The organism is Oceanobacillus saliphilus (genome assembly GCF_023522835.1).
GTDB classification, from domain to species: Bacteria; Bacillota; Bacilli; order Bacillales; family Amphibacillaceae; genus Oceanobacillus; species Oceanobacillus saliphilus.
The window spans coordinates 1-26,316 of record NZ_JALCZU010000016.1; the positions used below are offsets into that span (position 1 = coordinate 1).

Annotated in this window: 25 protein-coding genes; 18 read left to right on the forward strand and 7 right to left on the reverse strand. The window is 38.8% G+C overall.

The window, feature by feature from the left end:
- A partial coding sequence (locus MN204_RS19090) for a 2-oxo acid dehydrogenase subunit E2 (protein ID WP_249870257.1) occupies positions 1 to 124 on the forward strand: 124 nt, incomplete at its 5' end.
- A gap of 49 nt (positions 125 to 173) precedes the next feature.
- Here MN204_RS19090 and MN204_RS19095 read toward each other — a convergent pair.
- Positions 174 to 884, reverse strand: coding sequence for a response regulator (locus tag MN204_RS19095; protein ID WP_249872686.1), 711 nt, complete (start codon positions 882 to 884; stop codon positions 174 to 176).
- Positions 877 to 2,496, reverse strand: a complete 1,620-nt coding sequence (gene dcuS / locus MN204_RS19100) for a DcuS/MalK family sensor histidine kinase (RefSeq protein WP_249872687.1) — start codon at positions 2,494 to 2,496, stop codon at positions 877 to 879. The genes MN204_RS19095 and dcuS overlap by 8 nt, the downstream gene beginning before the upstream one ends.
- Before the next feature lie 281 nt (positions 2,497 to 2,777).
- Between dcuS and cspD the strand changes: the two genes are divergently transcribed.
- From cspD to yxiS, 3 genes are all read left to right on the forward strand, one after another.
- Entirely contained in the window at positions 2,778 to 2,975 is a 198-nt protein-coding gene (gene cspD / locus MN204_RS19105; RefSeq protein ID WP_010651786.1) for a cold-shock protein CspD, read from the forward strand.
- Between the two features lie 336 nt (positions 2,976 to 3,311).
- Complete coding sequence (locus MN204_RS19110) at positions 3,312 to 3,998, forward strand: class I SAM-dependent methyltransferase (protein ID WP_249872688.1); 687 nt, start codon at positions 3,312 to 3,314, stop codon at positions 3,996 to 3,998.
- Position 3,999: 1 nt separating this feature from the next.
- On the forward strand, positions 4,000 to 4,299 hold the full coding sequence (gene yxiS / locus MN204_RS19115) for a protein YxiS (protein ID WP_249872732.1): 300 nt from the start codon (positions 4,000 to 4,002) through the stop codon (positions 4,297 to 4,299).
- Between the two features lie 18 nt (positions 4,300 to 4,317).
- Here yxiS and MN204_RS19120 read toward each other — a convergent pair whose 3' ends face one another.
- Entirely contained in the window at positions 4,318 to 5,196 is an 879-nt protein-coding gene (locus tag MN204_RS19120) for an NAD(P)-dependent oxidoreductase (protein WP_249872689.1), read from the reverse strand.
- A 376-nt stretch (positions 5,197 to 5,572) separates the two neighbouring features.
- Here MN204_RS19120 and MN204_RS19125 point away from each other — a divergent pair, with 376 nt between their 5' ends.
- A complete protein-coding gene (locus MN204_RS19125) occupies positions 5,573 to 6,241 on the forward strand; it encodes a TraR/DksA C4-type zinc finger protein (RefSeq protein WP_249872690.1) in 669 nt (222 codons plus the stop codon).
- A 224-nt stretch (positions 6,242 to 6,465) separates the two neighbouring features.
- Here MN204_RS19125 and MN204_RS19130 read toward each other — a convergent pair whose 3' ends face one another.
- On the reverse strand, positions 6,466 to 7,761 hold the full coding sequence (locus MN204_RS19130; RefSeq protein ID WP_306798792.1) for a S1C family serine protease: 1,296 nt from the start codon (positions 7,759 to 7,761) through the stop codon (positions 6,466 to 6,468).
- 204 nt (positions 7,762 to 7,965) lie between these two features.
- Between MN204_RS19130 and MN204_RS19135 the strand changes: the two genes are divergently transcribed.
- From MN204_RS19135 to MN204_RS19170, 8 genes are all read left to right on the forward strand, one after another.
- A complete protein-coding gene (locus MN204_RS19135; protein ID WP_249872691.1) occupies positions 7,966 to 8,652 on the forward strand; it encodes a response regulator transcription factor in 687 nt (228 codons plus the stop codon).
- Between the two features lie 2 nt (positions 8,653 to 8,654).
- On the forward strand, positions 8,655 to 9,989 hold the full coding sequence (locus tag MN204_RS19140; protein WP_249872692.1) for a sensor histidine kinase: 1,335 nt from the start codon (positions 8,655 to 8,657) through the stop codon (positions 9,987 to 9,989).
- A gap of 139 nt (positions 9,990 to 10,128) precedes the next feature.
- A complete protein-coding gene (gene typA, locus MN204_RS19145) occupies positions 10,129 to 11,952 on the forward strand; it encodes a translational GTPase TypA (protein WP_249872693.1) in 1,824 nt (607 codons plus the stop codon).
- 144 nt (positions 11,953 to 12,096) lie between these two features.
- Positions 12,097 to 13,242, forward strand: coding sequence for a PQQ-dependent sugar dehydrogenase (locus tag MN204_RS19150; RefSeq protein WP_249872694.1), 1,146 nt, complete (start codon positions 12,097 to 12,099; stop codon positions 13,240 to 13,242).
- A 343-nt stretch (positions 13,243 to 13,585) separates the two neighbouring features.
- Complete coding sequence (gene treP / locus MN204_RS19155) at positions 13,586 to 15,529, forward strand: PTS system trehalose-specific EIIBC component (protein WP_249872695.1); 1,944 nt, start codon at positions 13,586 to 13,588, stop codon at positions 15,527 to 15,529.
- A 30-nt stretch (positions 15,530 to 15,559) separates the two neighbouring features.
- Positions 15,560 to 17,224: an alpha,alpha-phosphotrehalase gene (treC, locus tag MN204_RS19160; protein WP_249872696.1), complete on the forward strand. Its 1,665-nt coding sequence runs from the start codon at positions 15,560 to 15,562 to the stop codon at positions 17,222 to 17,224.
- A gap of 9 nt (positions 17,225 to 17,233) precedes the next feature.
- A complete protein-coding gene (gene treR / locus MN204_RS19165) occupies positions 17,234 to 17,950 on the forward strand; it encodes a trehalose operon repressor (protein ID WP_249872697.1) in 717 nt (238 codons plus the stop codon).
- Positions 17,951 to 17,999: 49 nt separating this feature from the next.
- Complete coding sequence (locus tag MN204_RS19170; RefSeq protein ID WP_249872698.1) at positions 18,000 to 19,682, forward strand: glycoside hydrolase family 13 protein; 1,683 nt, start codon at positions 18,000 to 18,002, stop codon at positions 19,680 to 19,682.
- A 95-nt stretch (positions 19,683 to 19,777) separates the two neighbouring features.
- Here MN204_RS19170 and MN204_RS19175 read toward each other — a convergent pair whose 3' ends face one another.
- A complete protein-coding gene (locus MN204_RS19175) occupies positions 19,778 to 20,650 on the reverse strand; it encodes a dimethylarginine dimethylaminohydrolase family protein (protein ID WP_249872699.1) in 873 nt (290 codons plus the stop codon).
- Between the two features lie 148 nt (positions 20,651 to 20,798).
- On the opposite strand from MN204_RS19175, the gene MN204_RS19180 reads away from it, so the two are divergent.
- On the forward strand, positions 20,799 to 21,530 hold the full coding sequence (locus MN204_RS19180; protein WP_249872700.1) for a YqcI/YcgG family protein: 732 nt from the start codon (positions 20,799 to 20,801) through the stop codon (positions 21,528 to 21,530).
- A 52-nt stretch (positions 21,531 to 21,582) separates the two neighbouring features.
- Here MN204_RS19180 and MN204_RS19185 read toward each other — a convergent pair whose 3' ends face one another.
- Positions 21,583 to 21,759, reverse strand: coding sequence for a hypothetical protein (locus MN204_RS19185; protein ID WP_249872701.1), 177 nt, complete (start codon positions 21,757 to 21,759; stop codon positions 21,583 to 21,585).
- 267 nt (positions 21,760 to 22,026) lie between these two features.
- On the opposite strand from MN204_RS19185, the gene MN204_RS19190 reads away from it, so the two are divergent.
- From MN204_RS19190 to MN204_RS19205, 4 genes are all read left to right on the forward strand, one after another.
- Positions 22,027 to 23,193, forward strand: a complete 1,167-nt coding sequence (locus MN204_RS19190; protein ID WP_249872702.1) for a CapA family protein — start codon at positions 22,027 to 22,029, stop codon at positions 23,191 to 23,193.
- A 128-nt stretch (positions 23,194 to 23,321) separates the two neighbouring features.
- Positions 23,322 to 24,134: a DUF368 domain-containing protein gene (locus MN204_RS19195; RefSeq protein WP_249872703.1), complete on the forward strand. Its 813-nt coding sequence runs from the start codon at positions 23,322 to 23,324 to the stop codon at positions 24,132 to 24,134.
- A gap of 59 nt (positions 24,135 to 24,193) precedes the next feature.
- The gene (locus MN204_RS19200) at positions 24,194 to 24,514 is read left to right on the forward strand and encodes a thioredoxin family protein (RefSeq protein ID WP_249872704.1); all 321 of its coding nucleotides are present in this window, start codon (positions 24,194 to 24,196) and stop codon (positions 24,512 to 24,514) included.
- A gap of 106 nt (positions 24,515 to 24,620) precedes the next feature.
- A complete protein-coding gene (locus tag MN204_RS19205) occupies positions 24,621 to 24,722 on the forward strand; it encodes a PepSY domain-containing protein (protein ID WP_368858685.1) in 102 nt (33 codons plus the stop codon).
- A gap of 65 nt (positions 24,723 to 24,787) precedes the next feature.
- On the opposite strand, the gene MN204_RS19210 is transcribed toward MN204_RS19205, so the two are convergent.
- Positions 24,788 to 26,302, reverse strand: coding sequence for a bifunctional metallophosphatase/5'-nucleotidase (locus tag MN204_RS19210; protein WP_249872735.1), 1,515 nt, complete (start codon positions 26,300 to 26,302; stop codon positions 24,788 to 24,790).
- Positions 26,303 to 26,316: the final 14 nt, after the last annotated feature.

Consider the following 26,316-nt stretch of genomic DNA (forward strand, 5'->3'; position numbering starts at 1 on the left):
CCCGATGATGTACTTGGCACTTTCTTATGATCACCGTATCGTTGACGGTAAGGAAGCAGTCCAATTCCTTGTACGTATTAAAGAAATGCTTGAAGATCCATATGATCTATTATTGGAAGGGTAAAAATATAAACAGAAAAAATGGAAATCAGCCTCGAAGGAGATTTCCATTTTTATTTTAAATAGGGTTCCACATTTCTCTCGTTTTTGGCTACATATTTATACATCGTAAGCGGTCTTCCGATATTTCCATACGATATATAGGTAGTGAGTACATCAATCTTTTCAAGAAAGGCAAGATATTTCCGGATAGATATTCTCGAAATACCTACCCCGTCAGCGAGTACTTCTGTTGAAAATCCGTCTGTGTCCAAAGAACCGATGTAATTGATAATCTGTTCAAGGGTATTTTTTGTTAATCCCTTAGGTAAAACAGATTCTGAAGTAGTTTCTCTTAAATCAAGAAGGAGTTGATCAAGTTGTTCTTGACTTAATGATTCTCGTTGACTGACAACTTTTTTTCTTTCTCTGAATGTGACTAGTGCATTTTTAAACCGATCAAACTGAAACGGCTTTATAATATAGTCAGTTGCCCCATTTTGCAGGGCGCGATGAATGCTCTTGGTATCTGACGCTGCTGAGATCACAATGACATCAATATCAATTTGCTTTTGTCTTATATAAGTGAGAAGCGTAAACCCATCTCCTTCAGGCATATAAATGTCCAGAAGAATGAGGTCTACATCCATATCTTTAATGAACTTCATAGCCTCTTTAACAGATGAAGCAGCCCCTTGCAGATTAAAACCGTCGATTTCATTCAGATACATCCTATTTACTTGGGAAACCATAGGGTCATCCTCAACAATCAGCACATTAATCATCTTTATTCTCCTCAGGTGGAATTTCCAATAATACTTTCATAGCAGTTCCTTGTTTGTTACCTGATTCAATCTCTAATTCTCCATGGAATTTTTCGACAGCTTGCTTTAACAAAAACAATCCATAGCCACGGTTTGTCCCTTTAGTGGAAAAACCTTTTTCAAAAATCTTATTCAATAGGTTATCTGGAATACCTAGTCCAGTATCATTAACTTCTATATTAATCGTATCATCTTGTGGATAGATTAAAAAGGAAACTTCTTTTATGTCTGATAACTGGACTGCTTCAAAAGCATTTTCAATTATACTTCCCGTAATTGTTATAAGTTCGTGTATATTGGAATCATTTACTTCATTGGTTAAACTGGTCTGTCCATCAATAGAAAAAGTGATGCCCAACTCCCTTGCTTTACTCATTTTTCCAAGAAGAAAGCCTGCAAATACTGGATGTTTTATTCGTTGGACGATATAGCCAATCTCTGTCTGATAATTATCAACCATGCTAGGAATGAATTTTTCCAATTCTTCGTATTTTTTCATATGCAACATACCTAATATAACATGCAGTTTATTTTTAAACTCATGGGAATGTGCTCTTAATGCTTCCGAGTAATTCTTAACACCTGTCAGTTGTTCCGATAGCTGGTTAATTTCGGTTTTATCACGGAATGTTGCAATTCCACCAACAATTCCATGATCGATATAGATAGGGGCGCTATTAATTAAGACAGTATTTCCATAAAAATCCTGCTCGTGGTTTTCTTCGGGTTTTCCTGTCCGTACCACTTGAGCGAAAATAGGCATATAATTTTCAATAGGTTCTCCAGTTATATCTTTTGAATCACTGACATTCATCAGCTTTAATGCCTCTTTATTCACTAGCGATATTTCTGCATCTTTGTTGACAGCAATAATTCCTTCTTTAACCGATTCAAGCATGATGCTTCTTTCTTCCAGTAATTGAGCTATTTCTTTTGGCTCCAGACCGAACAATATTTTTTTAATATATTTGCTTAAGAAAAAAGCACCGATTGATCCGATAACTAATTGTATAATAATTCCATTGTTGATAATCCGCTGACTTTGACTAATTTGCTCCTGAACAGTATCGAGAGAGATACCAACAACCACGACACCAATCTGCTCATCTATTTCATTTGTAACTGGTGTAAATACTCTCATACCGAGACCTAACGGGCCCTGTTCAATAGAAAAATATTCCTCCATATTTAAGGAATCCTGTGCGTCCTCACGATTATAAAAGGATTTTCCAACCTCTTCAGCCAAAGGATGGGATAGTCTAATCAAATTCATATCCAGGACTACAATGAATCCTGTATCAGTCAGTTCTCTCATTTCATTGGCATAATTCTGAATTCTTTCCGGTGGCTGATCACCTTGCAAACCGTCTATAACAACGTCAGAATGCGCAACCATTCTCGCAATATCCTGAACTTTTTGTGAAAGGTGTTCTTGTGTCCGGTTTTCGATATAATTACTAAGAAATACATTGGTAACAATAACGGATATAAGTACAATCAAAAAAACGAGTAATAAAATCAAAGTCTGTAATTTTAGGGATCTTTTTTTATCTGGCTGAAAAGGAGTCCTCATTACATGCATCCCCTTCAAATGGTATATATACCGTGGGTTTGTATTCATCCTAATTATGATGCAAAAGTGATAGTTGTGCAAAATGTAAGCGCAATAGTGGCGAATTAGTTTTTACCATAAATTATTATATAAACGCTTGCATTTTATTTTGAAAAAAGTTAAAGTTAAAATAGCAAAAGGAAATTGAAGTTTGAATAATACTTTACGATTCTTGTTCAAGAGGTGTAAAAGTATTTATGATTCAATTACTTTGCACGATATTGTATAAGGAGGTCATTTAAATGACTGGTAAAGTAAAATGGTTTAACGCAGAAAAAGGTTTCGGTTTTATCGAGCGCGAAGATGGAGATGACGTATTCGTTCATTTCTCAGCAATCCAAGCTGATGGTTTCAAAACGCTTGAAGAAGGTCAAGAAGTTGAATTTGAAATCGTTGAAGGTAACCGTGGACCACAGGCTGCTAACGTAACTCGCCTGTAATATATAATAATTATAAAGACTTGTCTCTTTTATGGGATAAGTCTTTTTTTGGCAATTAAAAAAGTATAAAACTTTCCTAATTGCATAAGTGCAATTAAGGCTGTAATGTGTGTTCAAAAAGGAGGATAAAAAGGACCGGTCGGCGTCGCAACGTCCTGTTGCGACGCCGACACTAGCACGTCCTGTGCGTCGGAAGTTCAAGGCGGCGTAGCTCTCCCCGCACCGGAGTGTACATTAAAAGGTACATGAGGAGCGGAAAATCAAGCATTCGTGCGAAATTCAAAGTGTCATTTTTAACGGCAGTTTTGCACATCTTATACGGAGATGGGGGATTGAATGTCTTCATTTGACTGGAAATCAGAAGCTGAAGCTCAATGGGATAACAGGGCGTCCTTTTGGAATAAAAAAAGCAGGAACATGTGGGATAACGGAAGCAGAAAAGATATTGTGCCTTTGGTGTCCAACCATTTGAAAAAGGGAAGTAAAGTTCTCGATATCGGATGTGGCGATGGTTACGGCTCCTATAAATTATATGGATACGGTTTTGATGTTACCGGAATCGATTTATCCAAAGAAATGATTCAATTAGCAAAATCCGGAGTGAAGGAAGAAAATATTACCTTCATGCACGGGGATGTTAATGATATTCCTTTTGAGGACAATTATTTTGATGCAATCCTGGCAATTAATGTGCTTGAATGGGTAGAAGATCCATTACGGGCGTTGGGTGAATTAAATCGTGTTGTAAAAAATAATGGCATGCTTTGTGTAGGAATACTAGGACCAACGGCTGGTCCTCGGGAAAATAGTTATCCTCGTCTTTTAGGCGAAAAGGCGATCTGCAATACAATGATGCCCTGGGAGTTCAACAAAATGGCTGCAGATTTAAACTTGAAATATGCAGATGGTTTTGGAGTCTATAAAGATGGCGTTCAAGATCAACATTATGAAAATCTCCCTATAAAATTAAAACAGGCGCTAACATTCATGTGGGTGTCGATGTTACAGAAGGAGGGTGAATGAAATCGATAAAAAAGAAATGGAAAAACAAGTTATTGAAAACTACCAAAATGATGAAAGAATGATGATTTTAATATACTCCCAGTGGTGCATCAATAATGGGTTAGAACCAATTAAGCTTTATGAAGAGGCATATCCGAATCAGGTGAAGAATGAAACCATGGCAGAGGTGCTTGAAACGACGGTACCTGCTAATGAGTCAGAAGAAATTCCTAATCAGACGGTATTGAATGTGCTGCAACTATTTGGTAATGACGATTTAGCTTTTATTGTCCAGAAATACATAGAAAAGCGGGAAAAATAACTTCCCGCTTAAGTGCTGTCATCCTTGTTCAAAAAGCTTGATCAGTGCCTGTGTACCACTATCCTGCTCCCCTTTTTCAGCCAGCTCTTTGTATAATTTTAGAGAAAGGGATAGACCTGGGGTGGACAAGCCTAATTCTTCAGCCGATTCAATTGCAATTGTCATATCCTTAATAAAATGTTTCACATAGAAACCAGGGGCAAAGTCGCGCTGGAGCATGCGGGGCCCAAGCTTTGAAAGCGAGAAGCTTGCAGCAGCGCCAGTCGTAATGCTCTTCAGAACGCTTTCAGGGTTAAGGCCAGCCTTTTTCGCGTAAACGATAGACTCACAAACACCTATCATGTTGGAGGCAATGGTAATTTGATTAGCCATTTTTGTATGCTGACCAGCGCCGGCTTCTCCTTGGAGGATAATATTCTCCCCGATTACTTCAAACAGAGGAAGGAGGTTTGCGAACGCTTCCTCGTTGCCGCCGACCATAATGGCTAGCTTCCCGGTTTTGGCACCAATATCACCTCCGGAAACAGGAGCATCCAAGGCATTTATCTCTTTCTCTTTCGCTTTTTTATAAATTTCTTTTGCTAATGATGGCTTGGAAGTTGTCATATCGACAGTGTACGATCCGGCTTTTGCATGCTCCAAAATTCCGTCTTCCCCATAATAAACTTCTTCAACATCAGAAGGATAACCTACCATCGTGATAATTACAGTTGAGTTGGATGCAAGCTCTGCAACGGATTCCATCCATTTAGCTCCATTATCTAATAATTCCTGTGATTTTTCCTTTGTACGTGTATAGACATTCACCGGATACCCTGCATTCATCAAGTTCCTAGCCATACTCTTGCCCATCACGCCTGTACCGATAAATCCAATAGTGGCATCTGTCGAAAGCATAAATTTAATTCTCCTTTTATCGTTAATATATATTCTAATTCTACAAAAACACATTAAAATCCTGCTTTTATAACGTAAAATTTAGTCGAAAGAAATAATACCAAGATTTAACGGATAACTTAAACGCAACGGGTGTATAAAATGAAACGATTATAAGAGCGATTCGTAAGAGAATAAAATAAAGCTTAGGCACAGATTTATTTAGAAGGTTTTGTTCATGTTTAGGTTTCAGGAAGAGCTCAGATGTATGAACATATCGAGGATGACATTTCATATATTGACATGATTTGGGAGCGGTAATCGGGAATCATTACAAAGCTTTTACACATAGTATAGATAGCACATAACTATCGGTAATAATGGAGGAGGATATCCAGTGATTACAGAAGAGCAACTTACAGAATGTAAAGCTGTTTTAATGGAGAGGCAAGCGGAACTAATTGTGCATATGAAGGATCATTTTGGCATGAAATATGAATTTGCTAAAGAAACTGTGAGTGAATTATCTAATTACGATAATCATCCCGGTGACACAGGTACGGAGCTTTTTGAAAGAGAAAAGGATCTCGCTCTAAATGAACATGCCGAGAAAGAATTGGAAGAAATAAATGAAGCATTGCATGCGATTGAGGAAGGGACGTATGGAATATGCAGTACATGTGGAGCTGATATACCGTTTGAACGATTAGTTGCAATCCCTGCCACAGATAAGTGTCTGGAACATGCTAAAAATAATACGTTTGATAATCCTCGAACAATGGAGGAGGAAGTATTTAGCCCAAACATCAATCCGAATGAAGTCACAGATGAAGAGCAGGTTGGCTATGACGCTGAGGACACATGGCAGGAAGTCAGCAGATATGGAACCTCCGAAACGCAATCAGATCTTTATGGTGACAAGGATCATTATAATGATATGTTTGCAAATAGTGATGATCGCGTCGGAGCGGTCGAGGATGTGGAAAATTTCCTGGCTGCAGATATTCACGGGAAGTTCAGTGGAGTAACTCCAAATCACAAAAAATACGAAGAAGATCTGGAATAAATGAAAGACTCCTTCAAGAAAAGGAGTCTTTATGTCTGCTTGCCGTGCCTATTCTAATCTCTCCCCAATATATTCAACATAAACTAGTTACCAAATAAAGCTTTAACAGTATATTCTATAAACTGAGAAAACTTGGCAAGCGTCAAACTTTTGGGCGAATGCCTTAGTTACCAAAAAAAGAAGGGGGAATTCCCCTCCTTCTAAATAGTGATGATGGTGTGTGACTACCGGTTTAATTTCTCCAGAACCAATGTAGTTGTGTGACGTTCACCATCACGAATGTACTCTACTTCGATATTATCGCCAATTTTGGTTTCGGAATATAGATATTTTCTAAGCTCGAGTATAGTAGTTACTTCCTGGCCATTGATTTTAGTAATTACATCAAATTGCTGTAATCCTGCATCATCTGCAGGTGAACCTTGCTGGACATTGGCGATGACCATTCCACCTTCTATATCATTTGGAAGCTGGATTTCATAACGGAACTGGGGAGGTACCTGATTCAGGGAAGCAGTACTGATACCTATCAATGGACGTGCCACTTCCCCTTCTGTTTCGAGTTGTTCCATTAAAGGAAGTGCTGCATCAATTGGAATCGCAAAACCGATACCTTCTACTGAACTTTGGGCTATCTTCATGGAATTAATCCCAATCACTTCCCCGTCTGCGTTTACGAGCGCACCACCACTATTACCTGGATTAATGGCAGCATCCGTCTGGAGAACCTCTGTAACCCAGTCAGCTTGACCATCACTGTTGGTATCCACATTAACGGAGCGGTTCAACCCACTGATAATTCCTTTTGTGACGGTATTGGCAAAATCCAAACCCAATGGATTCCCGATGGCAAGGACGGTTTCACCAACCTGCAATTCGTCGGATGAACCAAGATTTGCTACGCGATCTACTTTTTCACCATCAATTTGCAAAACTGCTAAATCTGTCAATGCATCCCCTCCCAGAACTGTTGCAGGAATGCGTTCCTCATCATTCAGAACGATTTCCACTTCCTGGGCTCCGTCAACAACATGTTGATTCGTAACGACGTATGCATTTCCATCTTCCTTCTTATAAATAATCCCTGATCCAGTGCCAGCTTCCTGGCTGCCTGTCCAGACGCTCTGTTGTTGAAGGTTTACGACCCCGACTACAGTTTCAGCAACCTCGCTGATATTTGTGGAAACATCAGCTTCTTCTGCTGCGAGTGTCGTAACAACCTCAGTAGCAGTAGTATCACTACCTGTATCATCACTGTTTTGGGAAGTTTCATTCAACGGAATAACATTATAGCTAAACAGCAATGCAACAATGATGCTTGCAATAACCCCTCCAATCATTCCTCCGAATACGGCAGCTGTCCAGTTCTTCCTGTTTTTTATGTTCCTTCTTTGTTCCGACTTTTCGGTTTCCTGTGTGTGCGCATTTTCCTCAAGTGCCTCATGATCTACAGGATCTGTATCACTTAAATGCTCAGAATCTTCATGTAATCTGTTTTCTTGATCATGATTATCCATCATCAATCACCTCTATTTTTAATGTATAAGTCAATTATAATAAGGTGCATAGGAATACGTTTGGGATAAATGTGGAAAAAATGTGTAAATGTGTCATTATACGTATTGGTGTAAAGTTTTGATAAGATATGTAAAAATGGATATATACAGAGTTAAAGGATATAACACAAGATATAGATATAAATACGTGAAAAAGGTGACGGTAATATGAATTATCATATCGGTTTGGTTGAAGATGATGGAAATATCCAAAATATAGTATCTGCTTATTTAAGAAAAGAAGGCTATGAAGTAACCATTATGGACTCTGCTGAAAAAGGGTGGGAACTGTGGGAGAACAACCCGCCGGATATGTGGATTCTCGACATCATGCTTCCTGGCATGGATGGCTACGAATTCTGCAGAAAACTACGCAATGAAAGCGATGTGCCGATTATTATCATTTCCGCTAAAGACGATGAAATTGATAAAATTCTCGGACTTGAACTTGGCGGGGATGATTATCTTACGAAACCCTTCAGTCCTAGAGAGTTAACTGCACGTGTGAAACGATTGTTCAAAAGGACGCTTCCAGTTAAACAGACGAGTGAAGTCGGTGATGACAGATTAAAGGTCGATCATCTTTTGATTTATAAAAATGACCGGCGCATCTTTTTTGAGGGTAAGGAGTATGAGGCGACGACAAAGGAATACGATATGTTGCTTCTTTTAGCTGAAAATCCAAACCGGGCTTTTTCGAGAGAAGAATTATTAATGAAAATTTGGGGAAATGATTATTTTGGAAGTGATCGTGCAGTAGATGATTTAATCAAAAGGATACGAAAAAAAATGGGCAATATCCCACTCGAAACCGTATGGGGATTCGGATATCGTCTGCGAAAAGATGAGGATTAAATATGAAACTTCAGTCACAGCTGAACGCAGCATTTACAACATTACTGCTTATCATTTTGACTGCTGCCAGTTTTGTTATCTATTCTCTCATACTGGACTTGCTAATTAAGGATGAACAACGGCAACTAAGGGAAACCGGTGAACTTATTGTCAGCTTTTTGAACGAACAGTACGGAACACCGAGTGATTTAAGACAGTTCAATGAGTTCTTACAGGAACAGGATTTACAACTATTTATGTATGACAGAAACCAGGATGCGGTTCTATTCTCCACGATGTCGATGTCGGTTGTAGATGAATTCTTTCGACAGAATGACTTTTCCGCTACAAATGAAACCCTATGGCATTTAGGGAATGATAGGTTTGTCACATCCAGAATTCTGTTTTTCCCAGAAATATCCGGACTGGAATTAATTCTGCTGACGCCCATGGGAGACCTGGAAGTTGTACAGCAGAACTTCTTCATAAGATTGTTTCTCGTTTTTCTAATTGGAGCGGCAGCTGCAGTACTGCTTAGTCACTTTATGACGAAAAAGCTCGTTACCCCGCTTACACAATTAAAAAGTCAATTAAAGAAAGTGGAAAAAAGAAAGTTTAATGAAATGCAACGTGTTAAAGCTACTGGAGAAATTAAAGAGGTGGAACAGGGGGTTTACGACATGGCCCAGGAACTGCAGCGTTATATGAATACACAGCAGACTTTTTTCCAAAATGCCAGTCACGAACTGAAGACACCATTGATGACAATCCAAGGATATGCAGAAGGTATTAAGGATGGAATTTTTGATGAAAAGGAAAATGAAAAAGGTCTTGAAGTAATGGTGACAGAAGTGAAACGGTTAAAAGGCATTATCAATGAAATGATTTTACTGGCTAAGTTGGACAGCGAACCTGCGATTTCTGAACCCGTTGAGATAGACGTAAATAAGCTCATAGGTCAAGTAGTGGACCGTGCGATTCCTTTAATTAATGAAAAAGGAATTAACTTGCAGCATAGTGTGAAAGATAATATAAAAATAGTTGCTGATGAGGAAAAGTTATTAAGAGCGGTTCTGAACGTCGTCTTCAATGGGATTAGACATGCGAACTCGATTGTGAAAATTGAAGTAGGCAGGAAAAAGAATATGGTAGAAATGCTTGTGGAAGATGATGGGGATGGGATAGATCCTGAAGAAGCTACACGCATATTCCATCGCTTTGTAAAGGGGAAGGATGGAGAAACGGGGTTGGGACTTGCCATTGCTAGGGCAATTATTGAGCAATCAAATGGCACCATTTCTGTTGGAAAGTCGGAACTTGGCGGAGCGAAATTTATTATCCTATTTAGGACGGATTAAAGAACAGTAACGGGAAACGTCCATGTCGAGTTTTTTTATAATTCTATAATAAATTTTAGTAAATTTCTTTCAAAGGGAAATAATTATGGTATAATTGGCAAGTTAATCATCCTGTAAATAATAGAGGAGCGTATTTTTTATGCAATTAAGAGAAGATATTCGTAATATCGCAATAATAGCTCACGTTGACCATGGTAAAACAACACTTGTGGATCAGCTTTTAAGATATTCCGGAACTTTCCGTGAGAATGAACAAGTTGATGAGCGTGCAATGGACTCAGGCGACATTGAACGTGAACGTGGAATTACAATACTGGCTAAGAACACTGCTGTTAAATATCAAGATACTACAATCAATATTCTGGATACACCAGGACACGCCGATTTCGGTGGTGAAGTGGAACGTATCATGAAAATGGTTGATGGTGTTGCACTAGTTGTGGATGCCTATGAGGGGACAATGCCCCAAACCCGTTTTGTTTTGAAAAAGGCCTTGGAACAAAAAATAACACCAATTGTTGTAGTGAATAAAATTGATCGTCCAAATGCAAGACCATCCGAAGTTATTGATGAAGTACTTGATCTGTTCATCGAGCTTGGTGCAGATGATGAACAGCTGGAATTCCCTGTTGTTTATGCATCTGCATTAAATGGAACATCAGGTCTTGAGCCGCAAGATCAGCAGGAAACAATGGATCCGGTATTCTCAACCATTATGGAGCATATCCCTGCACCTGTAGACACAAGTGCAGAGCCACTCCAGTTTCAGGTGACATTGCTTGACTATAACGACTATGTTGGCCGTATTGGTGTAGGACGTGTTGTCAGAGGTTCCATTAAGGTTGGACAACAAGTAGTTCTTTTAAAGGAAGACGGTACACAAAAACAATTCCGTGTTTCAAAATTATTCGGTTTCATTGGTTTGAAACGAATTGAAATTGAAGAAGCAGGAACCGGTGATATTGTAGCTATTTCTGGTATGGAAGATATTAATGTGGGTGATACCATCTGCCCGGTTGATCATCCGGAAGCATTACCATGGTTAAGAATCGATGAACCAACACTGCAAATGACTTTCCTTGTAAACAACAGTCCTTTTGCAGGGCGTGAAGGAAAATATATCACTTCCCGTAAAATCGAAGAGCGTTTGCTGAAACAATTGGAAACCGACGTAAGTTTACGCGTAGATCCAACTGATTCACCGGATGCTTGGACAGTATCGGGACGTGGAGAACTTCATTTATCCATCCTGATTGAAAATATGCGCCGTGAAGGATATGAATTGCAACTTTCAAAACCACAAGTAATCATTAAAGAAGTTGATGGTGTGAGATGTGAGCCGATTGAGCGAGTGCAAGTTGACGTTCCGGAAGAATATACTGGTGCAGTTATGGAATCCCTTGGAGAGCGTAAAGGGGAAATGCTTGACATGGTCAATCATGGCAATGGTCAGGTCCGTATCGAATTTAAGGTCCCTTCACGTGGCTTACTTGGATATACGACAGAATTCATGTCACAAACACGTGGCTATGGTATTCTTAACCATACTTTCGATACGTATGAGCCTCTTATTAAAGGACAAGTTGGTGGACGCCGTGCCGGTGTATTGGTTGCCCAGGAAAAAGGAAAAGCTTCCACATACGGAATTATGGGGCTTGAAGATCGTGGTACAATCTTCGTAACACCAGGTACAGAGGTTTATGAAGGAATGATTGTTGGTGAGCACAATCGTGATAATGACCTAACCGTTAATATTACAAAAGAAAAACATTTAACGAATGTTCGTTCAGCTAACAAAGACCAGACATCGACAATCCGTAAAACGCGTGATATGTCATTGGAAGAGGCACTTGAGTATTTGAGTGATGATGAATACTGTGAAGTAACGCCGGAATCCATTCGTTTACGTAAAAACATCTTGAACAAAAATGAACGTGAAAGAGCAGCGAAAAAGAAAGTATAATTTGCATAACAAAACAATAAACAGCAAAGGGGCATATGAAATGTGCCTTTGCTGTTTTTTTTGTTTATCAATAAAGTTCTCATTTTTAATTTTGAACATACCTTCTATCGGGTAAACAAACTATAGTCTAGTAGGGAGGTAATTATGATTACTAATCGAAATAGCATATTTATAGTGATAACCGGGATTTTTTTGATTTTTTCAGTAGCCTGTGAAGAGAATGAGCAAACATCGGACTCTCCAACTTCTAATCCAGAATATACAGGAGATAAGAATGAAGTGAATCAAGATGCTGAAGAGATTAAACAGCCTGTGCCTAGTGAGGAAAGAAAGGTAATTGCTCAAAACCTGGAAGAACCGTGGGAGATTGCAAAAGTTGATGATATTTTCTATATTAGTGAGCGAACTGGATTTATCGTTACTATTGAAGGAGAGAATAAAACGAGAAAGCCTGTTCAATTTGATGAAAGTCTAGCAGAACAACCTGAATCAGGACTCCTTGGAATTGCCTTTCCTGATGATTTCAAAGCGTCTAATAGAGCATATGCATACTATTCCTTTCAGCGGGATAATGAAAATTACCAACGAGTAGTTACAATGGAGGAAACGGATGATCAATGGGAGGAAACGAGTATTCTTCTTGATGAAATTCCTGGTGGTACATATCATCATGGTGGAAGAATTAAAATCAGTCCGGATGAGAAATTATTCATCACGATTGGAGATGCCTCAGAACCAGATTTAGCTCAGGATTTGGAAAACTTAGCTGGTAAAATACTACGTATGAATCTAGATGGGTCGATTCCCGAGGATAATCCATTTGAAGGTTCCTATGTATATTCCTATGGACATCGTAATCCACAGGGCCTTTCATGGGGACCGGATGATAAATTGTACGCAACAGAGCATGGGAGTCAGGCACTCGATGAAATGAATCACATTACTGCCGGGAGTAATTACGGATGGCCTATTATTGAAGGAGATGAAACGGCTGAAGGAATGGAGTCTCCACTCATCCATTCGGGTGAAGAGACGTGGGCACCTTCTGGCATGGCGTTTTATGAAGGAAATATTTACTTTGCTTCTTTGCGCGGGGAAGCATTGCGCAAGTTTGACCCAATAAACAAAACGCAGGAACGGATTGTCTCTGATGTCGGAAGAGTACGGGATGTAATGGCTGCAGAGAATGGGGTATACATCATTACGAACAACACGGATGGACGCGGTAATCCATCTAATGAAGATGACCAGCTTATTTTTATTCCTATACCGAATAATGAAATACAGTAAAATGTCATATTAGAAGCCTTTTGTCAGCAAACTGATAAAAGGCTTCTGTTCATGGCAAGTAAGAAAGGATAAACTTTCTTACTTGCATAAGTGCAACTAAGGCATTCGCTCAAAAGGTTTAGACAGTTGCAACGTTTTCTAAGGACTGGAGAAGGTTTAGTAATAAGGTAGTTAAGGGAAAGGTCCAAAGTGTATAACAGCGACACGAGATAAAAATATCCATAGATTTTTGATGTAAGCACTTGCAAAACTTGTATATACAAGTTATACTAAATAATATAACATGTATATACAAGTTAAAGAATTGAATAGAGAACTAAAAAATGAATGGGGAGGTTTACCGATGGCAAATCAAGATGCAGGAAAAAATGAAGTACTACTCTACGCACCACTCACAGGTAAAGTCACACCACTTGAAAATGTTCCAGATCCAACATTCTCAGGAAAAATGATGGGAGACGGCATTGCAATAGAACCTACAGATGGGGAAGTAGTTTCCCCAATTGATGGAGAGGTTACATTGACCTTCCCAACCAAACATGCAGTTGGCCTTAAAAGCGATACTGGTGTGGAAGTATTGATTCATATTGGCCTCGAAACGGTGAATATGGAGGGGGAAGGTTTTAAAGTACATGTTAAACAAGGAGATCAGGTAAAAGTTGGTGATCGCTTAGTAACGTTTGATTTACAACTAATCAAAGAGAAGGCTACAAGCCATATTACTCCTATCATTATTACAAACGGAGATATACTAAGTTCCCTTGAGAAAACAAGTGATGATACGGTCATCGCAGGCGAATCAAATTTGTTACGATTAGCGCTGAAGGAAGAGAAAAAAGCTCAAAATCAGACAAAAAAAGATAAAGGCACTAAAGGAAAACGTCAAGGCTTGGAATACAGCGAGGAAGCTGAGCAGATTGTTGCAGCGGTTGGTGGTCTGGAAAACATTGATGCCGCAACCCACTGTGTAACGAGACTTCGTTTTGCACTTGTCGATGAAGACATTGTCGATAAAGATGCATTGGAAAACGTAAACGTTGTCAAAGGAACTTTCTCGGCAAATGGTCAATATCAAGTCGTTATCGGACAAGGTACTGTTGATAAAGTCTATCAAGCAATGGTTCACGAAACAGGTATTGAAGAAGCTTCCAAAGATGATGTAAAAGCTGCAGGCGGCAAAAAACAAAATTGGCTTCAGCGGGCGATTAAGACGCTTGCAGATATTTTTATTCCGATTCTCCCGGCGATTGTTACAGCCGGTTTACTGTTAGGACTTAATAATATATTGGTCAATCCAATATTTTCAGATGAACCGATTATTGAAATGTATCCATCATGGGCTGGCGTAGCCGACATGATTAACGTTATCGCCAGTACAGCCTTTACCTTCCTCCCGGCATTAATCGGCTGGTCGGCAGTAAAGCGGTTTGGTGGTAATCCGTTACTTGGAATTGTTCTAGGTTTGATACTCGTTCACCCTGCATTAATGCCAGCTAGTGAATTTGCTTTGGCTGCAGTTGAAGGCAATGCACCTACTTGGAATTTATTTGGACTTGAAGTAAATATGATGGGTTATCAAGGACAAGTATTACCGGTATTAGTAGCCGCATGGGTATTAGCAAAAATTGAAATTTGGCTGAAAAAACGCGTGATAGATTCCCTGCAGCTATTGGTAGTTGCACCAATCGCATTATTAGTCACAGGATTCCTTGCATTTATTCTAATTGGACCTGTTACATTTACAATCGGTAACTGGATAACAGATGGTTTGGTATCCATTTTCGAAGCAGCTCCAATCCTTGGTGGACTAATCTATGGTTCCCTTTATGCGCCGTTGGTTATAACAGGTATGCACCACACATTCCTTGCTGTTGATTTACAACTAATTGGAAGTACTGGAACTACATTCTTATGGCCTATTGTCGCATTATCTAATATCGCGCAAGGTTCTGCAGTATTTGCCATGTTCCTGGCTGCCAAAGATGAAAAGCTAAAAGGTTTAGCTGGCACATCGGGTATTTCCGCTTGGTTGGGCGTCACTGAGCCGGCAATGTTCGGTGTCAACTTACAATATAGATATCCATTCTTTGCAGCGCTGATCGGTACTGCCATTGCGGGTGCCTTCATTACTGTAGCTAACGTACAGGCTTCATCCATCGGAGTTGGCGGTATTCCGGCATTCTTATCCATCGATAGCGGCATGGTATCCTTCTTCCTAGGAATGTTAATCGTTATCGTAGTACCATTTATCATTACGTTTATTATTGCAAAACGCAAAATAAAATAATAGACAAAAATTTGAACAAGGAGTGAAAACATGAGTGAAGCATGGTGGAAAAAATCAGTAGTATATCAAATTTACCCAAAAAGTTTTCACGATACAACGGGTAGTGGAACAGGCGATATCCAAGGAATCATTTCTAAATTGGATTATATTAAAAAACTCGGTGTCGACGTTATATGGTTGACGCCGGTATACCAGTCCCCACAAAAAGATAATGGCTATGATATCAGCGACTATTATTCCATCGAACCGGCTTATGGGACGATGGAAGATTTCCAGGAATTATTGGATGAAACACACAAACGTAATATGAAACTCATTATGGATCTCGTTATTAACCACACTTCCACGGAGCATGAATGGTTCAAACAGGCGGCATCATCAAGAGATAATGACTTCCGTGATTTTTATATTTGGAAAGATGCTGTTGGAGGGGAAGAGCCAAATAACTGGCAATCGAAATTTGGTGGTTCAGCGTGGCAATTCGATGAGAAAACAGATCAATATTATCTTCATCTATTTGATCGGACCCAGGCAGATTTGAACTGGGAAAATGAAGAACTGCGTGAAAAACTCTTTGAAATGATGCGTTTCTGGGCCGAAAAAGGAATTGATGGTTTTAGACTGGATGTCATCAACCTAATTTCCAAAAATCAGGATTTCCCAAATGATGACAGTGGGGACGGACGCAAGTTTTACACAGATGGTCCGCGTATCCATGAATATTTACATGATATGAATCAAGAAGTTTTTTCAAAACAAGACATGCTTACAGTCGGTGAAATGTCCTCCACTACCTTGGAAAATTGTGTTTTATATACAAAACCGGAACGTCAGGAACTTGCGATGACATTCCAGTTCCATCATCTGAAAGTCGATTATCCAAATGGTGAGAAATGGACAAAAGCCCCGTTTGACTTTGTTGAATTGAAGAAGATCCTTTCTCACTGGCAGGTAGGCATGCATGAAGGGGACGGCTGGAATGCACTGTTTTGGTGTAATCATGATCAACCTCGTGCAGTATCCCGTTTCGGCGATGACCAAGAATATCATTCCGAATCAGCGAAAATGCTCGCAACGACGATTCATATGATGAAGGGTACACCATATATTTATCAAGGTGAAGAGATTGGAATGACAAATCCAAACTTCAGTTCAATCGAGGAATATCGTGACGTGGAATCGTTGAATGCATATAAAGAACTACAGCGTGAAGGAAAGACAAATGAAGAAATCATCGGTATCCTGCAGCAAAAATCACGTGATAATGCGCGTACACCGATGCAATGGTCAAACAAGGAACATGCTGGATTTACAACCGGCACACCATGGATTGCTGCTGCAGATAACTATCCTGATATTAATGCGGAAAACATGATAAATGATTCGGAATCAATTTTTTACCATTATCAGCAGTTGATTGAATTACGCAAAAAGTATGATATTATTACCTACGGGGACTATCAATTACTGTTTGAAGAAGATCCTCAAATATTTGCATACACAAGAAACTGGAAGGCGGAAAAGTTAATTGTTATCAATAATTTCTATGGGGAAGAAGTGACAGTTGATTTACAGTTGGAAAAAAATATCACAAATCCAGAAATCCTGCTGTCTAATTACCCGGATTCATCTGAAACGTTGGAGCAATTACACCTAAGACCTTATGAATCCATTGTCTATTATGTAAACGAATGAGGTATAAACATGCAAAAGAAATATTTGAATATATATGAAGACTTAGTAAAGCAAATAGAGTCCAACGTGTGGCCAGTATCTAGCTTGCTACCTTCAGAGAATGACCTGACATCTCACTATAATACGTCAAGGGAAACAATTAGAAAAGCACTGAACCTTTTGTCGCAAAATGGTTATATACAAAAGATTCGCGGCAAAGGGTCGGTTGTAATCGATAGCCATAAGTTTTCGTTTCCGGTATCTGGGATTGAAAGCTATACAGAACTGGCAGACAAATTGCAGCTCGAAACAAGAACAATCGTCCATTCACTTGGCTATTTGGACACTAATCATGATATCGCAAAACTTCTCCGATCAGACCCATCCGATAATATATGGGATGTTGAACGGATTAGGGAAATTTCCGGTGAAAAAATAATATTCGATAAAGATTATTTCAATGAAAAGTATGTGCCATTACTATCGAAAGAAATTTGCGAGCAATCCATTTATGATCATCTTGAGAACAACTTGGGACTTGTAATTAGTTTTGCGCAAAAAGAGATAGTTGTGGAAGAACCAACGGAAGAAGATCGGAAGTTATTGGATCTTGAAGGGTTTTCGAATGTCGTGGTAATTAGAAGTCAAGTATATTTAGATAATGCGAGTTTATTTCAATTCACCGAATCGAGGCACAGACCTGATAAATTCCGTTTTGTTGACTTCGCTAGAAGGGTTAAAAATTAAAACACCGCCGCTTTAGTGAGCGGTGTTCTTCTTATTGGAGGGGTTTTTAGTGAAAAAGGACTGGTGGAAGGAAAGTATTGTATACCAGATTTATCCAAGAAGTTTCCATGACAGTAATGGAGATGGAATTGGGGATATTAAAGGGATTACCGAAAAGCTTGATTACTTAAAACATTTAGGTGTTGATGTCATTTGGCTGTCACCGGTATATGAATCTCCCAATGACGATAATGGCTACGATATTGCCGATTATTATGCCATCATGGACGAGTTCGGAACGATGGATGATTGGGAAGAACTGCTCGAGGAAATCCACCTTAGAGGAATGAAATTGATTATGGACCTTGTTGTGAACCATTCCTCTGATGAGCATGAATGGTTCCGGGAAGCGAGGAAATCCAAGGATAATGCCTATCGCGATTATTATATTTGGAGAGAAGGCAAGAACGGAAAAGAGCCAAATAATTGGAAGTCCTCTTTTAGCGGTTCTGCCTGGGAATTCGATGAGAAAACTGGAGAATATTATTTACATTTATTCAGTAAAAAGCAACCTGACTTAAACTGGGAAAACCCGAAACTTCGGGAAGAAATATATAAGATGATGAGATGGTGGCTGGACAAGGGAATTGACGGTTTCCGTATGGATGTCATTAATTTCATATCAAAGGTACCAGGTTTACCTGACGGACCGGAAAAAGCTGGAGAAAGATATGCATCTGGTGGTAAATTATACAGAAATGGTCCACGAATTCACGAATTTCTGCAGGAAATGAACAGGGAAGTACTATCAAAATATGATGTGATGACCGTTGGTGAAATGCCAGGTGTCAATGTGGAAGAAGCCAAAAGATACACAGACCATAGAAGACAGGAATTGCAGATGGTCTTTACATTTGAACATATGAATTTGGATTCCGGAGAGAATGGGAAGTGGGATCTGAAGCCATTAGAATTAAGTGATCTCAAAGAAAATATTTCAAAATGGCAAACTGGCTTACATGGTACTGGCTGGAATAGCCTATACTGGAACAATCATGATCAGCCTCGAATTGTATCCAGGTTTGGAGATGATAAGGATTTCCGGGTGGAATCAGCGAAAATGCTTGGAACCTTTCTCCATATGTTACAAGGTACACCATATATCTACCAAGGTGAAGAAATTGGAATGACTAATGTTCAGTTCGAATCCATCGAAGATTATCAGGATATTGAAATACGTAATATGTATCGTGAAAAGGTAGTGGATGGTAATGCAGATCATCATGAAGTTATGGAAGCAATCTATGTAAAAGGAAGAGATAATGCAAGAACACCATTTCAATGGAATGATCAGCCTGCTGGGGGCTTTACAACGGGAGAACCTTGGATGCGTTTAAATCCAAACTACAGGGAAATCAATGCCGAAAAAGCTGTTGACGATCCAAATTCAATTTACCATTACTACCGAAATTTGATTCAGTTAAGGAAAAAGCATACCATAATTGTTTATGGTGATTATCAACTGATTTTGCCTGACCATGATAAGATATATTCCTACTTACGTACATTGGAACATGAAAAATTACTTGTTATTACAAATTTCAGTGCGGATCATGTTTCTTTCGATCTACCGAAGAATGTTGAATTTGAAGCAGAGGAAATTCTGATAGGCAATTATCATGTTACAGAAACAAAAAATCCAGTTTCGTTTACATTAAAGCCATATGAAGCAAGAGTATATAAAGGAAAATAATTCAAAGAAAAGCATTTCCGATGAAAATAATCGGCGAATGCTTTTTTTTACAGCTAGAAAAGGATAAACATCTCACACATAAACAGCGCACGATCTTACTCTGTTTCCTGTTTTCTAATCAATGGCAGTGTGCAGCAGCGGTACGAACCACCAGACTTTATAATTTCTGAGAAAGGAACTTCAATTACTTCAAAACCAGCTTGAGTCAATTCCTCATTTAACCGTTTATTTTCCGGCAAACTAATCAGTTTTTTATTGCCAATTGGAAGTACATTTGGCCCCAAGTGAAATTGTTCATCTTCTGTAACTTCAATCAGCTTATAGGAAGCCTTCACGATGTTATAAGAATCCTCAACCATTGCCGGGGAATATATCAAAGCAGTGTCTTCACTTATCACATTGAATATGCAATCAAGATGAAGGATATCCTTCCTCATGAAAATAGGAGTTACCTTGTGATCGGGCAACTGCTTATCTAGTGTTTCAATTGCATGAGGAGTGGTACGGTCGCTTTGACCAACCCATACTTTCGAGTTATCGACCAAGACATCTCCACCTTCAATAGAAGGTGTATCAAACCGGTAATAGGGAATATTATTTTGTGTTAACCAATCGATTAATACACTTTCTTCATGCTTTCGTATATCCTTTTTCATCGATGATACAAAAAAACGGTTGCCGATTGTAAATCCGATATCTCTCGTAAACACCTGTTCGTTTAGTTGTTTCTTAGCTTCCAATGCGATGACATGTGCCCCTTGCGATTGAAGCGTATGGATAAAATTCCTATGCTGTTCCATTGCTTTTTCTATATTGATATTTTCATTTAAATAATGTCTTTGGGTCACATTGATTACTTCTTTTATTTTCATATGATTCGGGGGAACTACAATGACTTGTTTCAGTGGGTCATATTCATTTCTGCACTTAACTCCTGGAGTAGTTTCCCTAGGTGTGGCATTATTCATTTTTTAATCCTCCAATACATAATCTAAATGAGTTTTCCCTAATCTATAGTATATAAACATTATCATGCAATAGTTTGAAAAAATCTACTGCGGGTATTTTCTATGGTAACGTATGATATAAACAAAAGCATTCCAGGAGGGTATATTAATGGACAAAACAGCTGCTTACTTACTTACAAAAGAAGATATGAAAAATAACGCTGACTCGTTTCCGGATTGGGTAAAGAAAGAATATACAAATTTTGTGAGTGTCGTAACCAATAAAACCTTTCCATGCTATTTTGGAATGTCTGGACAAAAAAGAGGGGAGTTAAGGTATGGCTATATTTCACATCATGACTGGAGCCGACTTCCAAGGATGCTAGAAGAATTCAATCGATTGTTTGATAACCAGGAAAAACTGATTCGTCATGGATTCTTTTTGTTTGTCGAGCCGGAAAAGGAAGAAAAATCGTTGGAATATTACCGACAATATTTCTGGAATGTCCTACAATATCTTCATGATTTTGATCACGATGAGTGGCCCGCAGATTATCCGAAAGACCCTGATCATTATTTATGGAATTTCTGCTTTGCGAAAGAGCCGTATTTTGCTTTTGGAAATGCTCCAGCATATAAACAGAGAAAAACAAGAGACTTGGGAAACAGCTTGGTAATAGGTTTTCAACCGAGGAGGATTTTTGAAGGTCTTAAAGGAACAGAGAAAAGTGGCGTAATGTCCAGAGAAAAAGTGAGAGAAAGAGTAGAAATGTGGGATGGTCTGCCGAAACACCCGAATATCAGTCATTATGGAGATAAAGATCATCGCGAATGGAAGCAATTCTTTATCGGTGATGATATCGAACCAATCACAGGTAAATGCCCATTTCAACCAAGATAAAGACAATTCATCAACAAAAAACGGAAAAGCTGTATCATGCAGTTTCTCCGTTTTACTCTTTGCCCTTCTTTTCATTAGGGATATATTTTGTGTAGTAAGCAGCAAGCAACAGTAATACGATTGCAAGTCCCCAGGCAACAATGCCGCTCCAATACAGATTCAGACTAGTCCCGATGAATATGATAACCCCGCTTGACGCAATTAATATCGCTGTTAAATAACGTTTCACATAATTCCCCCATTACGATAGGTATAGAGATTGTTGTATGCTTTCATATAAAAATAGGATGTGCCTTATATACACATTTATCCCCCACTGGTTTTGTTACAATTTATTATAACAAACTCCATTCAGAAGCACATGTATAACGTATTAATAAGAATAGCCATGAAAAACGGCAATCATTAAATAGATTTGTAAAAAATTTGAAGTTTTTGTCGATACCTACTTTGTTAATGATATGATGTAATAAAAAGAGATGAAGGAGAAATAGGAATGTTATTGGGGAAAAGAGTCTGTTTATTCTTTTTACTTTTTAGTTTTGCATTCTTTGCTGCTTGTGGAAGTGGAAACGGCGTACTGAACGCGAGCATGGCAAGTGTCTCATCTAAACAGGTAAGCATTCAAATGAAAGATCATAGAATAATGGAACAGGAAATTACATTATCTGCAATTGGGGATATACTGATTCATCGTCCTGTATATAAGGATGCGAAAGTGGAAAATGGCTACGACTTTACACCTATGCTTGGAGACATGAAGGATTATTTGACTAATGCAACGGTTACAGTAGCAAATCAGGAGACGATGATTGGTGGAGCTGCTTTAGGATTATCTTCCTATCCATCTTTCAATAGTCCTTATGAAGTGGGGGATGCGTTGAAAGAGGTAGGGGTAGATGTAGTAACACTTGCAAATAACCATACGCTCGACCGGGGAGAAGCGGCAATCCAAAGTGCCATTGAACATTGGGAGACAATCGATATGATGTATACTGGGGCATATAAAGATGAGTTGGATAGGGATATTCTCCGTATCTTTGAAACGGATGAGGGGATATCGGTTGCATTCCTGTCCTATACCTATGGAACAAACGGGATTCCAGTACCTGAAGGCAAGGATTATTTAGTAAACTTAATTGATAAAAAGATTATTGCTGGAGAAATTGCCCATGCCAAGGAACAGGCGGATATGATTGTTTTAAGCCTTCACTTTGGAAATGAGTACGAACGCTTGCCGAATGATGCACAGAAAGAATTGGTTCAGTTTGCAGCAGATCAGGGTGTACATGCCGTATTAGGCCACCATCCACATGTATTGCAGCCAATGGAATGGGTGACGGGCAAGGGTGGGAATAATACATTCGTAATTTATTCATTAGGTAACTTCCTTTCAAACCAGCAGGATTTGTATCAGCGAATTGGCGGAATTCTCACATTTTCAATCAAGAAAACAGTATCGGGAACAGATGAAATCATCGAAATTCATTCTCCAAAGTTTATGCCGACATTTGTAACATTCCAATCTGACTGGACGGATTATAAAGTCATACCAATGTATAAGCTTACAAATAATGTCTTAAATGAAGCCGAAGCGCATTATGAAGAGATTAAATCCCATATGTCACAATGGCTACCGGAATTGGAGTTTGTAGAGGGATAGGTTCACAATGCTTTTGGTAACTTGTTTGTTCTAAATCGATTTTGCGCGCATTATCTATAAAATAGAAGCTTTTTTTGATATGATAAGCATTGTAGTTAATTTTAGATACATAGAGGAGAAAACTATAAATGGAATGGAAGAATTTATATCGTGGTTTAATGATGGGGACAAGTGATGTTATACCTGGTGTCAGTGGAGGCACGATAGCTGTTTTACTTGGAATATATGATCGGCTTATTGTTTCGATAAATGGATTGTTCAGCAAGGATTGGAAAAAGCATGTAGGCTTCCTTATTCCATTGGGTATTGGTATGCTTACCGCCATTTTTTTACTTGCGAATGTGATTGAATGGCTATTCAAACATTACCCTGCACCGACACAGTTTTTTTTCCTTGGGTTAATCCTTGGTGTACTGCCTTATTTATTCCATAAAGCAGAGGCAAAAAACAATTTCAGGACAAAACATTATATCTTAATGCTAATTGGGGTTGTTGCCGTTGCATCCATGGCCTTCTTTAATCCGAATGATGGAAATGTAATAGAAACTATTACCGGATCTACGTATATTTTACTTTTCTTTTCCGGGTTTATTGCAAGCAGTGCGATGATCATCCCAGGTATCAGTGGTTCATTCATGTTGCTGCTGCTTGGTGTTTATACAACGATCATATCTGCAATCAGCAATCTTCAACTTGATATTATCGCAGTAACAGGACTTGGGATAGCTATTGGTTTTATTGTAATGAGTAAAATAATTGCCTTCTTCCTTAAGAATCATTACAGTAGTACATTTGCTGTAATTATCGGACTTGTAATTGGTTCTATATTTGTAGTTTATCCAGGTTTCCCTGCTGCCACATCTATCGTGCTGCTAAGCGTTGTTACATTTGGATCTGGACTTCTTGTTGCGTATATTCTTGGAAGAGTGGAATACAACTAAGCAAAAATGAGGACATGAAAACGTAATATCGTTACAATGAAAAAAAAGGAGTGAGTGTATTGGAATCAATTCAAACGGTTGAGAAATTCAACGAAGTTATCGAAAGCGAAGAGCCAGTTATCGTTAAATTTTTTGCTGATTGGTGTCCGGACTGCAAAAGAATGGACATGTTTATTGGTGACGTTCTTGAAGAATTCAAGAATTATAAATGGTATGAAGTTAACAGTGATGAAGTAGCCGGACTCGCTGAAAAATATGAAGTAATGGGTATTCCAAGCGTTTTAATTTTCCAAAATGGAGAGAAACTCGCACATCAGCATAGTGCCTATACAAAATCGCCAGAGTCTGTAAAAGAATTCTTGCATCAGCAACTGGGTTAATTAAAAACACGATCATTCCTAAATTTGGATGATCGTGTTTTTTTGAATCTAGATAGGTAGGTCTAATATCCAGTGCTCTCAAAATATCTGTATGTAAAACGATCTAATTTACGAAGTTGAAATAGAAAATGGAAATAAAGAGGCTGAAATTGAAATCGACGCTTACACTGGTGAAGTGCTGGTTATTGAAATTGATAAGGACGATTGATAAAACCCGGCTGTCATACATTGACAACCGGGGTTTTGACGAGCAGCCAGTCTAAATTCTACTGATTATATCTGAACGGTATAGTTATTCTTCACAGTAGCATAGACAGTTTTCTTTTTCTCAAAATATTCACGGATTATCTCAACTGCATCTTTTTGAATTTCTTTCACTACCGGTTTATTTTTGAACATCTCATAATTTCCACCACCGGAGGCCCGGTAATTATTTAAAACAACATGATACATTTGCGTAAAATCCAGAGGTTTCCCATGATAAGTAATATCCGTAACCCTTGAACCTACCGAATTAGATACATGGATGGTATATGCTATCCCTTCCCATATATCATAGTTGTAATGCTGGGGTTTTGGTTCCACATATTGAGGGTTTACAGCAATCTCACCATCTACAACGGTAAAATACGCGGCACTTTTCTCCAATGCGGCTTTAATGTCCTTTCCCGTTAACTCCAGAACAACGAGTGTATTCGGGTACATATAATTTGATACGATATCCCTCATCGTTACAATAGATTCAAAACCAGTGGAAGTATTATTCAGAAGTGATGTGACAGAAATATCCGCTCCGCTTGCCTCCATTTGGACTTCTTGTATGAACTGAATAAAAGGGTGCTTTTTAACTCTTGCCATCATCGGGTCCTCAATGGTCATATCCCCTTCTATATATCCGATTGGCTGATCCAGCCATTTTTGGGTCGAACCCTCTAAATCTTTCATATAATCCATCACTTCACGATCAGATTCCGTGTTTTCCAACTCATGAAGACTTCCGTAACGATGGGCGATGCTCCATGTATCATTATCTTTTTGCATCTCTATTTCAACTTTTCCATATGCCTGACCATTATTTCCAGGCTGCAGGATTAGGACATCATTAACACGACCAGTTAATCTGCGATGCTGATGACCGGTCAGCAATATATCAATCCCTTCAATTTCCTGGCACATCTGGTAACCCTGGTTTTCGCCTGTTAGTGTTTCTGTAGGTGTTCCGGAGTTAATATCGCGTTCAAACCCACCATGATAGGAAGCAATGAGCACATCAGGTTTTTCCAACTCGTGAATATGATTCACCCATTTTTTCAGTGAAGCAAAAGCATCTGCGAAAGTGATTCCTTTAATATGATCCGCAGATTCCCAATTCGGTATGTAATGTGTCGTGACACCGACAATCGCAACTTTTATACCATTATGGAATGTTTTCGTGATATATGGAGGTCCGAATTTTGGCTCATTCGTTACGCTGTCCAAAATATTCGCTGACAGCCAGGGGAAATCAGATTGATTGACTGCATCAGACAGAATCTTTTCCCCAAAATTAAACTCATGATTGCCAATTACTCCAGCATCAATTTTAATACGGTTCATAATGCCAACCATGGGGTTCTCTCTATTACTATACGCTTTGACGTAATGTGTCATCAAAGGAGTTCCCTGAATCAAATCCCCATTATCAATCACAATCAGGTTTTCGTTATTTTGCCTCATTTGTTTTACGATGGAGGCATATTTGACTAATCCAATATCTTTTTTTTCATTTGTCCCATATAGTATAGGCATTGCATTACCGTGTA

Coding starts and splice junctions, on each gene's coding strand:
- MN204_RS19095 (WP_249872686.1), bottom strand. CDS start 884: ATGATTAATGTGCTGATTGTTGAGGATGACCCTATGGTTTCCCAAGTA.
- dcuS (WP_249872687.1), bottom strand. CDS start 2,496: ATGAGGACTCCTTTTCAGCCAGATAAAAAAAGATCCCTAAAATTACAG.
- cspD (WP_010651786.1), top strand. CDS start 2,778: ATGACTGGTAAAGTAAAATGGTTTAACGCAGAAAAAGGTTTCGGTTTT.
- MN204_RS19110 (WP_249872688.1), top strand. CDS start 3,312: ATGTCTTCATTTGACTGGAAATCAGAAGCTGAAGCTCAATGGGATAAC.
- MN204_RS19120 (WP_249872689.1), bottom strand. CDS start 5,196: ATGCTTTCGACAGATGCCACTATTGGATTTATCGGTACAGGCGTGATG.
- MN204_RS19130 (WP_306798792.1), bottom strand. CDS start 7,761: ATGATGGATAATCATGATCAAGAAAACAGATTACATGAAGATTCTGAG.
- MN204_RS19135 (WP_249872691.1), top strand. CDS start 7,966: ATGAATTATCATATCGGTTTGGTTGAAGATGATGGAAATATCCAAAAT.
- MN204_RS19140 (WP_249872692.1), top strand. CDS start 8,655: ATGAAACTTCAGTCACAGCTGAACGCAGCATTTACAACATTACTGCTT.
- typA (WP_249872693.1), top strand. CDS start 10,129: ATGCAATTAAGAGAAGATATTCGTAATATCGCAATAATAGCTCACGTT.
- MN204_RS19150 (WP_249872694.1), top strand. CDS start 12,097: ATGATTACTAATCGAAATAGCATATTTATAGTGATAACCGGGATTTTT.
- treP (WP_249872695.1), top strand. CDS start 13,586: ATGGCAAATCAAGATGCAGGAAAAAATGAAGTACTACTCTACGCACCA.
- treC (WP_249872696.1), top strand. CDS start 15,560: ATGAGTGAAGCATGGTGGAAAAAATCAGTAGTATATCAAATTTACCCA.
- treR (WP_249872697.1), top strand. CDS start 17,234: ATGCAAAAGAAATATTTGAATATATATGAAGACTTAGTAAAGCAAATA.
- MN204_RS19175 (WP_249872699.1), bottom strand. CDS start 20,650: ATGAATAATGCCACACCTAGGGAAACTACTCCAGGAGTTAAGTGCAGA.
- MN204_RS19180 (WP_249872700.1), top strand. CDS start 20,799: ATGGACAAAACAGCTGCTTACTTACTTACAAAAGAAGATATGAAAAAT.
- MN204_RS19190 (WP_249872702.1), top strand. CDS start 22,027: ATGTTATTGGGGAAAAGAGTCTGTTTATTCTTTTTACTTTTTAGTTTT.
- MN204_RS19195 (WP_249872703.1), top strand. CDS start 23,322: ATGGAATGGAAGAATTTATATCGTGGTTTAATGATGGGGACAAGTGAT.
- MN204_RS19210 (WP_249872735.1), bottom strand. CDS start 26,302: ATGCCTATACTATATGGGACAAATGAAAAAAAAGATATTGGATTAGTC.